This is a genomic window from Phenylobacterium sp., from assembly GCF_028290885.1.
Classification (GTDB): domain Bacteria; phylum Pseudomonadota; class Alphaproteobacteria; order Caulobacterales; family Caulobacteraceae; genus Phenylobacterium.
Window position 1 is genome coordinate 1 of the sequence record NZ_JAQGIZ010000214.1, and the last position, 9,179, is coordinate 9,179.

Here is a 9,179-nt window from a genome sequence, read left to right on the forward strand (position 1 = left end):
GCCTCGAACGCTTCGCCCTGGAATCGCGGCATGTCCTTGCGCATGTCCCCCTCTCCCAGCTTGGCGAGATCGCGCACGCCGCCGGCCAGGAAGCCCCGTCCCACCGGCGAGAAGGCGACGAAGGCCACGCCCAGCTCGCGGCAGGCGTCCAGCACGGCGATTTCCGGATTGCGGGTCCAGGGGGAGTATTCGGTCTGCAGGGCGGTGATCGGATGGACGGCGTGCGCGCGGCGCAGCGTCGGCGCCGAGACCTCGGAGAGGCCGATGGCCCGGATCTTCCCCTCCGCCACCAGATCGGCGAGCGCGCCGACGCTGTCCTCGACGGGCACGCGGCGGTCCCAGCGATGCAGGTAGTAGAGGTCGATGACGTCGGTCTTCAGCCGCTTCAGGCTGCGCTCGCAGGTGTCCTTGAGGTTGGCCGGGTCGCCGCTCAGCTGCCGCTCGTCGCCGACCGTCAGGCCGCATTTGGAGGCGAGCGTGAACCGGTCGCGGTGCGGGCCAAGCACCTCGCCCACCAGCGTCTCGTTGTGGCCGACGCCATAGACCGCTGCGGTGTCGAAGAAGGTGTAGCCGGCGTCGAGCGCGCCCAAGAGCACCCGCTCGGCCTGGTCGCGCGGGGTCGGCGGACCGTAGCCGTGGGAGAGGCCCATGCAGCCCAGGCCAAGGGCCGACACCTCGAACGGACCGATCTTGCGGGTTTGCATGGACGGGAATTCCTCTCTTGCGCCCGGCGAAAGACGGCGCGGGAAACGCTGCGTCAAGTGCGCCAAGTGCTCCCAGGGGGCTCCGCTCGTCCCTGCCCTTCCGCCGCTCGTCCCCGGCCGGCGCCGGATGGCCCGGAGAGGACGCCGGTCGTCACTGGCCGCTGGCGGGGAAGCGGGGCACGATCACCCTGCCGCCGATCCTTTCGGATGGAGCGAACAAGATGTTGAAGTCGATGATGCTAGGCGCGGCGGCGGTGGCGCTGGCGGCGGGTGCGGCGAAGGCCGACGAATGGGCCGCCTACGGCCGCGACCTGCAGGGCACGCGGTTCTCGCCGCTGACCCAGGTGACGCCGGCCAATGTGGCGAACCTGAAGCCCGCCTGGACCTTCCACACGGGCGACATCTCGGACGGCAAGCACGGCGGTCCGCGCAGCGGCTTCGAGACCACGCCGCTTTACCTGGATGGCCGGCTCTACCTGACCACGCCGTTCAACCGGGTGATCGCGATCGATCCCACGAACGGCAAGCAGCTCTGGGCCTACGACCCGAAGGTCAACCTCCAGACGTGGTACGGCGACGGCCTGATCAACCGGGGGCTGGCCGCCTGGCGCGATCCCAAGGCCGGGAGCGGTGTCTGCGCGCTCAGGCTCTACGAGGCGACGCTGGACGCGCGGCTGGTGTCGGTGGACGCCGCGACCGGGGCGCCCTGCGCCGGCTTCGGCGAGGCCGGCGTGGTCAGCCTGCGCGACGTGGCCCGTTATAGGATCGGCCAGTACCACATGACCTCCCCGCCGATCGTCGTGGATGGCGTGGTGGTGGTGGGCTCGGCCATCGACGACAACGCCCGCGCCGAGATGCCGAGCGGGGCCGTGCGCGGTTTCGACGCCCGCAGCGGCAAGCTCGTCTGGACCTGGGAGCCGCTGGAGCGGCCGAAGGGCGTGGCGGCCGAGGCGTGGAAGACCGGCGCCGGCAACGCCTGGTCGATCCTCAGCGCCGACCCCAAGCGGCATCTGGTCTATGTGCCGACCGGCAGCGCCAGCCCGGACTACTGGGGCGGCCTGCGGCCCGGTGACAACCGCTGGGCCAATTCGGTGGTGGCGCTGGATGCGCGCACCGGCAAGCTGAGCTGGGGTTTCCAGCTCGTGCACCACGACCTGTGGGACTACGACACGGCCGCGGCGCCGCTGGTCACCCAGTTCAAGATCAAGGGCCGCATGACGCCCGTGGTGATCGCCGGCAACAAGACCGGCATGGTCTTCGCCCTCGACCCGGCGACCGGCAAGCCGGTGCTGCCGGTGGAGGAGCGGCCGGTCCCGAAGAGCACCCTGCCCGGCGAGGCGAGTTCGCCCACCCAGCCCTTCCCGACCAGCGTGCCGCCGCTCGTGCCCCAGGTGCTGACCGCAGCCGATGTCTGGGCGATCTCGGACGGCGACCGGAAGTGGTGCGCCGCGCAGCTCGGCGCGATGAGCGGGACGGCGATGTTCTCGCCGCCCAGCGAGGCCGGCACGCTGGCGATCCCGGGCAACGTCGGCGGTATCAACTGGAGCGGCTTCGCCTGGGACGCCGGCCACGGACGGCTGATCGTCTCGGTCTCCAACCTGCCGGCCAAGGTGCGGATGATCCCGGCCGACAAGTTCAAGGTGGGCGACCACGGCGACCTGCGCGCCGAGACCACCATGCAGCAGGGGACGCCCTACGCCATGAGCCGCGACTTCCTGCGGGCGCCCTCCGGCCTGCCGTGCATCAAGCCGCCGTTCGGCGAATTGGTGGCCGTGGACCTGGCGGCCGGTAAGGTCGCCTGGCGGGTTCCGCTGGGCGCCCTGGAGGAACTGGCGCCTGGCGTCGGCCACATCGCCAAGGGTTCGATTCTGCTGGGCGGGCCGATCGTCACCGCCGGCGGCCTGGTGTTCGTGGGCGGCACCATCGACCGCACCCTGCGCGCCTTCTCCGCCGACACCGGCCAGGAGCTTTGGACCGCCGAACTGCCGGCCAGCGCCCACGCCACGCCGATGACTTACGAGGCGGCCGGCAAGCAGTACGTGGTGGTCGCCGCCGGCGGCTCGGCCAAGATCGACGAGGAACGCCAGGGGGACGCGGTGGTGGCGTTCGCCCTGCCTTAGCTGGCGGCGAGCTTGGCTTCCAAGGCCCGCAGGTCGGCCACGAACCACACCGTCGTCCCGCGGTTGGACTCGCGGACGAAGTCACGCAGCGGAAGGCAGGCGGCCTCGGCGGCGGAAACGTCGCCGAGGATGGCGATCCGGAAGCGGTAGTTGACCAGCTTCTGGAGCACCGCCCCGGCCACGCCCGACGACAGCCGCAGGAAGTCGGGACCGAGGCGGTCGAGCGGGATCGCCACCAGCTTAGCGCCGGCGCCGAACAGCTCGCCGATCAGGTCCGAGAGGTTGCGGTCCTCGGCGAGCGACGGCCCCTCGGCCGCGCAGAGCCAGGCTTGCACGCCGCCGATCTCGCGGACGGTCATGGGAGCAGCGCGGTCATGTCAGCCGCCCCCCAACACCTGCAGGATCTGCAGCATCGAGGCCGTGTCGGTGGGCGAGCCGACGATCACCACCTTCAGATGCCGTCGCGCCGGATCGTAGGCGACGTCGATGTGCATGGGGTCGGGATGCGGCTCCTGGCCTATGCGCGCGGAGGTGACCTGCCGCGCCAGCCGCTGGGCGAACTCCGGATTGACGTCGGGCATGTCGACGATGCTGGTGACGCGGAACGCCGTGGGCCGTTCGCGCGGCGCGGCGCCGGTCATCGCCTCCATCTCCGAGCGCAGGATGCGGTAGGACTTGCCGACCTTGACCGCGCGGACGCGCCCCTCGCGGATGAACCGCAGCACGGTCTTAGGGTGCAGCTTCAGGCGCTCGGCGAACTGCTCGACGGTGTAGACTTCTTCCGACATGGGGAGTCGGGGCCTCGTCTGAATGTTCCTTATTGTTCCCTATTACTCCCTGATTAGGAGTCAATGACCGTGATCAAGGCGTTATTCGGAACAATCCTGGGGTTGGCGCTGGGCGGCGCGGCGCGGGCCGCGGAGCCTGCGCGCTACCTCCTGGAGCCGGCTGCGGTGTGGAGCGCCGGCGACGCGGCGCCGCACGCCGGCTGGGTGGTGGCGGTGGAGGGCGAGCGGATCGTGGGCGTCGGGCCGAAGGGCTCGGTCCAGGCGCCGAGCGCGCAAGCCGTGCCCCTTCCCGGCCTGACCCTGATCCCCGGCCTGATCGAGCTCCACTCGCACCTGCTGCTGCACGCCTACGACGAGACGCCGTGGGACGATCAGGTGCTGAAGGAGGCGGCGACCTACCGCGTGCTCCGCGCCGGGCGCGACGCCACACGCACCCTGATGAGCGGCTTCACCACCGAGCGGGACCTGGGCACCGAGGGCGCCGGCGACGCCGACGTGCAGCTCAAGCGCGCCATCGACGAGGGGGTCATCGCTGGGCCCCGGCTGTTCGTGGTGACCCGGGCCATCGTGGCCACCGGCTCCTACGGGCCGAAGAAAGGCTTCCGCGCCGACCTCGACCTGCCGCAGGGGGCGCAGGAGGTGAGCGGCGAGGCGCAGATGGTCGCTGCGGTGCGCGAGCAGGCGGCCATGGGCGCGGACTGGATCAAGCTCTACGCCGACTACCGCACCGGTCCGGACGGCTCGACGCGTCCGACGCTCACCGAGCGCGAGATGGAGGCGGCGGTGCAGGTGGCGCACGCCTCGGGCCGGCCGGTCGCGGTGCACGCGGCCAGCGACGAGGGCATCCACAACGCGGCCCTGGCCGGCGTCGACACCATCGAGCACGGCTACGGCGCCTCGGAGGCCACCTTCCGGCTGATGAAGGCCAAGGGGATCGCCTACGTCCCGACCCTGACGGCGCCCGAGGCGACCTCGATCTACTTCCAGCACTATGTCCCTGGCCAGACGCCGCCGACGCCGGCGATCCTGGCCGCCGAGCACGCCTTCCGCCTGGCGCTGAGTGTCGGGGTCACCATCGGCGCGGGCTCGGACGTCGGCGTCTTCCCGCACGGCGAGAGCTGGCGCGAGTTGGGTTGGATGGTGAAGGACGGCATGACGCCCGTGCAGGCGCTGACCGCCGCCACGGCGACCAACGCCAAAATCCTCGGCCGCGAGACCAGCCTCGGCCAGGTGAAGGCGGGCTATCTCGCCGACCTGGCCGCCTTCCAGGGCGACCCGACGCGGGACATCGCCGCGCTCAAGAACGTCCGCTTCGTGATGAAGGCCGGCCAGATCTATCGCCAGCCATGACGGCACCAGGAGAGCCCATGACGACCTCGCACACACCCCATGCCAGAATCGTAGAGCGGGCCAAGGTCGGTCCGCACACGACCAAGGCCGAACACGTGGGCTTCAACGGCCGTGTCGCCATCCTGATCACCAACATGGTGGGCACCATGTGGTGCGCCTACGCCTTCGCGGCCCTGGCGCTGATCAGCCTGCCGGAAGCGATCAAGGGGGGCACCGCGCCCCTGATCGCCTGGATCGCCCAGACCTTCCTGCAGTTGGTCCTGCTGTCGGTGATCATGGTCGGGCAGAAGGTGTCGGCGGCGGCCTCCGACAAGCAGGCCCTGCAGACCTACAAGGACGCCGAGGCCCTGCTGACGATCCAGGACGAGGTCCATCGCCTGATCAAGCTCAACAACGAACTCACCACCCAGATCCATGCCGCGACCTGCCCGGTCCCCACGCCGGCCACGCCGCCGACGTCGCGCAAGCGCTAAGGGGTGAGCTGTCCTTCTCCCCTTGTGGGAGAAGGTGGCCTGCGAAGCAGGTCGGATGTGGGGTCGAAAGTCCTATCCGATCTGAGCGTGGGATAGCAGCGGAGGGCGGAGCGCAACCCCACATCCGTCACCCTTCGGGCGACACCTTCTCCCACAAGGGGAGAAGGACGCATGGCGACGCCCGATCCGCCCTCAGACCGGCGCATCCCCCGCCACGGTCGTCCGGTGCATCAGCCGCAGGTGGCCGTCGTAGCCGCCTTCGGCCAGGTGCATGGTGCAGCGGTTGTCCCACATCAGCAGCATCCCGGCCTTCCAGCGGTGGCGGTAGATGAACTGGTCCTGGACCATGTGCTTGAAGAGGAAGCCCAGCAAGGCGTCGGACTCCGGCCCCGTCAGGCCCTCGACGCCCACCGTGTAAACGGGGCTGATGAACAGCGCCTTGCGGCCGGTCACGGGGTGGGTGCGGACCAGCGGATGGGTGCGGGTCTTCTCGGCCTCCGCAGACGTGATGATCTGCATGGTGCGCTGGGCGGTCTCCTTGGCGAAGGAGCCCTGGGCGCCGTAGGGCCGCGCCGCCGAGTGGATGGCCCGTAGGGGAGCCAGCATCCCCTGCATGGTCGGCGACAGCGCCTCGTAGGCTCGCGCGCAGTCGCAGAACAGGGTGTCGCCGCCCACCGGGGGCGTCACCTCGGAACGCAGCAAGGTGGCGGCGGGCGGCCGGTCCTGGAAGCTCCAGTCGGAGTGCCAGCCGGCCCCGAAGTTGGTGGCCTTCTCGTCCGGCTCGCGGCGCAACTCCAGCACATTGGGGCGGCCGGGCATCGGCTTGATGAAGGGGTCGTGGCCGAAGCCGCCCATGGCCAGGGTGAAGGCTTCCAGGGCGTCCAGGCTGAGCGGCTGGTCGGGGAAGGCCACCACGCCGTGGCGGGCCCAGGCGGCCTTCACCTCGGCCAGGACGGGCGCCGGCAACGGATGCGAGAGGTCGACGCCGGTGATCTCTGCGCCGAAGCCGGTGGGCTGCGGCTCCACTTGGATGATGCGGTGGGCGCTGTCGGCTTCCCTGAGCATGGCCTTGCCTCCCTGCCCATTATAGGGCGCTCCACCATGAAACACCCGTTTGCTTCCGTCCCGGCAAGCCTGTAATCGATCCGCGCCATGACCGCTTTCGACACCACCGAAGACAAGCTGCTGACTCTGGCCCCCGACCACGAGATCAACACGCGCGAGACGTTCGGCGTGGATTTCGACGCCAAGGCGCCGGCGTTCACCACCCGCGACCCGCACGTGCCGGACCTCGACGAGGCCTACAAGTTCGACCCGGAGACCACGCGCGCGCTGGTCGCCGGCTTCGCGCACAACCGCCGCGTGATGATCCAGGGCTACCACGGCACCGGCAAGTCGACGCACATCGAGCAGGTCGCCGCGCGGCTGCACTGGCCGCTGATCCGCGTGAACCTCGACAGCCACGTGAGCCGCATCGACCTGGTCGGCAAGGACGCCATCGTCCTGAAGGACGGCAAGCAGATCACCGAGTTCCGCGAAGGCATGCTGCCCTGGGCGATCCAGCGGCCGATCGCGCTGGTGTTCGACGAGTACGACGCCGGCCGCCCGGACGTGATGTTCGTGATCCAGCGGGTGCTGGAGGCGCAGGGCAAGCTGACCCTGCTCGACCAGAACCGGGTGATCCGCCCGAACCCCTGGTTCCGCCTGTTCGCCACCACCAACACCATCGGCCTTGGCGACACGACGGGGCTCTACCACGGCACCCAGCAGATCAACCAAGGCCAGATGGACCGCTGGTCGATCGTCACCACGCTCAACTACCTGGCCCACGACGTGGAGGCCGAGATCGTGCTGGCCAAGGCGCCGACCTACAACACCGCCGACGGCAAGCGCACCATCGCCGCCATGGTCCGGGTCGCCGACATGACCCGCAACGCCTTCATGAACGGCGACATCTCGACGGTGATGAGCCCGCGGACCGTGATCACCTGGGCCCAGAACGCCGACATCTTCGACGGCGACATCGCGCTCGCCTTCCGGATGACCTTCCTGAACAAGTGCGACGAGCTGGAGCGCGGCACGGTGGCCGAGTTCTTCCAACGGGCGTTTGGGCAGGACCTGCCGGAGAGCACGGCGCGGGTGCGGGTGGCCTAAGCCACTTCGAACTCACCGGCGACGAACCGGTCGCGCAGCACGAACTTCTGGATCTTGCCGGAGCCGGTGAGCGGCCAGTCGTCGACCGCGATCCAATTGGCTGGGGTCTTCTGCGGCGAAATGCGCTCGCGGCAATGGGCGACCAGGGCGGCGCGGTCGAGGTCGGCTCCCGGCGCTAGGCGCAGGAAGCAAACGACGATCTCGCCCCAACGCTCGTCTGGCGCGCCGACCACAGCCACCTCGGCCACGTCGGGATGCTCGAGCAGCACGTTCTCAATCTCAGCGGGGAACAGGTTCTCGCCGCCGCGGATGATCATCTCCTTCACCCGGCCGGTAACTTTCAGAAAACCGCGGGCGTCCAGGGTTCCTAGATCGCCGGTGTGCAACCAGCCCTCGGCGTCGATGGCCGCAGCGGTGGCTGATGGATTGTCGTTGTATTCAAGCATAACGCCGTAGCCGCGCGCGCAGATTTCGCCGAAGGCGCCGGCCGGCTGCAGCGCATGGGTTTGCGGATCGCGGATGGAGATCTCGGTCTGCGGGAGGGGCTGGCCCACCGTCTCGCAGAGGTCGGTTTCGTCATCGTTGCGGTGGGTGATGGTCAGCAGGCATGAACTCTCGGTCTGGCCGTAGACGATGTGGAAGTCACAGCCGATTGCGGCCCGGATCCGCCGCACCAGGTCCGGCGGGACCATCGAGCCGCCCGATCCCATTGTACGGACGCAGGTTAGGTCGCGCGGCCGCGCGGCCTGGGCCTCCAGTAGCGCGACCAGCATGGTCGGAACGCCCAGGACAAATGCCACGCGCTCGGCCTCGACGATGGCCAGCATGCGTGCGGGGTCGAACAGCCTCGCTACGATCAGGCGGCAACCGAACTGCACGGCGCCCAGGGTCAGCAGACCGCAGCCAGCGGTATGGAACAACGGCATGAAGTTGAGGACCGTGTCTCCCGCGCGCAGGCCCATCCGTGCATTGGAAAACCTGGCGTTGTTGGTGATGCCACGGTGGCGCAGCACCACGCCTTTCGGGAATCCGGTGGTTCCGGACGTGTACTGGATCTGCACCGGATCGTCCGGTCGGACGTCTGGCAGCGGGTGGCCGGCCGCCTCGCCTGCGTAGAGCGCCGAAGCGTCCTCCAGATCAACCACCTCGCGCAGTCCAGGCAGGTCGCCCGCCACCTGGGCGGCAATCTGCGCCATCGGGTTGCCGCGGTACTCTCCCACCATGAAGAGCCCGACCGCCCCGGATTGCTCGAGCACATACTGCAATTCGCGCGGCCGATAGGCGGGATTGGCCGTCACCAGCGTCAGGCCGGCCAAGCCGGCCGCGTACTCCAGGATGACCCATTCCGGCAGGTTCGGCGCCCAGACCGCGATGCGTTCGCCGGGCTCGTATCGGGACAGCAGCGCCCGAGCCAGGCGCTCGGCGTCGGCCAGAAGCTCGCCGTAGGTCCAGCGCCGCCGCAGCTCGCCCGCCATGTCCGCCTCGACCAACGCTTCCACGTCCGGCGTGGCCTGGGCCTGAGCCCGCAGGACGCCGCCCACGGTGCTGTCGAGGACCTGATCGTCGGCCTGCGCCGGAAAATACGACTGT

At 69.5% G+C, this 9,179-nt stretch carries 9 protein-coding genes; 4 read left to right on the forward strand and 5 right to left on the reverse strand.

Features of this window, described 5'->3' with window-relative positions:
* The coding region (locus JWP28_RS14480; protein ID WP_299543950.1) for an aldo/keto reductase at window positions 1-704 on the reverse strand (704 nt) is incomplete at its 3' end.
* Window positions 705-925: 221 nt separating this feature from the next.
* Between JWP28_RS14480 and JWP28_RS14485 the strand changes: the two genes are divergently transcribed.
* Window positions 926-2,824 (forward strand): pyrroloquinoline quinone-dependent dehydrogenase, encoded by a 1,899-nt coding sequence (locus tag JWP28_RS14485; protein ID WP_299543952.1) that lies wholly within the window; start codon window positions 926-928, stop codon window positions 2,822-2,824.
* On the opposite strand, the gene JWP28_RS14490 is transcribed toward JWP28_RS14485, so the two are convergent.
* Window positions 2,821-3,183, reverse strand: coding sequence for a DUF4180 domain-containing protein (locus JWP28_RS14490; RefSeq protein ID WP_299543953.1), 363 nt, complete (start codon window positions 3,181-3,183; stop codon window positions 2,821-2,823). The two genes, JWP28_RS14485 and JWP28_RS14490, sit on opposite strands and share 4 nt — an antisense overlap.
* An 18-nt stretch (window positions 3,184-3,201) precedes the next feature.
* A complete protein-coding gene (locus JWP28_RS14495; RefSeq protein WP_299543954.1) occupies window positions 3,202-3,612 on the reverse strand; it encodes a helix-turn-helix domain-containing protein in 411 nt (136 codons plus the stop codon).
* A 69-nt stretch (window positions 3,613-3,681) separates the two neighbouring features.
* Here JWP28_RS14495 and JWP28_RS14500 point away from each other — a divergent pair, with 69 nt between their 5' ends.
* Both JWP28_RS14500 and JWP28_RS14505 read left to right on the forward strand, forming a co-directional pair.
* The gene (locus JWP28_RS14500; protein ID WP_299543955.1) at window positions 3,682-4,962 is read left to right on the forward strand and encodes an amidohydrolase family protein; all 1,281 of its coding nucleotides are present in this window, start codon (window positions 3,682-3,684) and stop codon (window positions 4,960-4,962) included.
* A 17-nt stretch (window positions 4,963-4,979) separates the two neighbouring features.
* Complete coding sequence (locus JWP28_RS14505; protein ID WP_299543957.1) at window positions 4,980-5,435, forward strand: hypothetical protein; 456 nt, start codon at window positions 4,980-4,982, stop codon at window positions 5,433-5,435.
* 192 nt (window positions 5,436-5,627) lie between these two features.
* Here JWP28_RS14505 and JWP28_RS14510 read toward each other — a convergent pair whose 3' ends face one another.
* Window positions 5,628-6,500 carry a TauD/TfdA family dioxygenase gene (locus JWP28_RS14510; RefSeq protein WP_299543958.1) on the reverse strand — a complete coding sequence of 291 codons (873 nt, stop codon included), beginning with the start codon at window positions 6,498-6,500 and terminating at the stop codon, window positions 5,628-5,630.
* A gap of 87 nt (window positions 6,501-6,587) precedes the next feature.
* On the opposite strand from JWP28_RS14510, the gene cobS reads away from it, so the two are divergent.
* A complete protein-coding gene (gene cobS, locus JWP28_RS14515; RefSeq protein WP_299543960.1) occupies window positions 6,588-7,589 on the forward strand; it encodes a cobaltochelatase subunit CobS in 1,002 nt (333 codons plus the stop codon).
* Here the strand turns inward: cobS and JWP28_RS14520 are convergent.
* The coding region (locus JWP28_RS14520; RefSeq protein WP_299543962.1) for an AMP-binding protein at window positions 7,586-9,179 on the reverse strand (1,594 nt) is incomplete at its 5' end. The two genes, cobS and JWP28_RS14520, sit on opposite strands and share 4 nt — an antisense overlap.

Coding starts and splice junctions, on each gene's coding strand:
- JWP28_RS14510 (WP_299543958.1), bottom strand. CDS start 6,500: ATGCTCAGGGAAGCCGACAGCGCCCACCGCATCATCCAAGTGGAGCCG.
- JWP28_RS14495 (WP_299543954.1), bottom strand. CDS start 3,612: ATGTCGGAAGAAGTCTACACCGTCGAGCAGTTCGCCGAGCGCCTGAAG.
- JWP28_RS14485 (WP_299543952.1), top strand. CDS start 926: ATGTTGAAGTCGATGATGCTAGGCGCGGCGGCGGTGGCGCTGGCGGCG.
- JWP28_RS14505 (WP_299543957.1), top strand. CDS start 4,980: ATGACGACCTCGCACACACCCCATGCCAGAATCGTAGAGCGGGCCAAG.
- cobS (WP_299543960.1), top strand. CDS start 6,588: ATGACCGCTTTCGACACCACCGAAGACAAGCTGCTGACTCTGGCCCCC.
- JWP28_RS14490 (WP_299543953.1), bottom strand. CDS start 3,183: ATGACCGTCCGCGAGATCGGCGGCGTGCAAGCCTGGCTCTGCGCGGCC.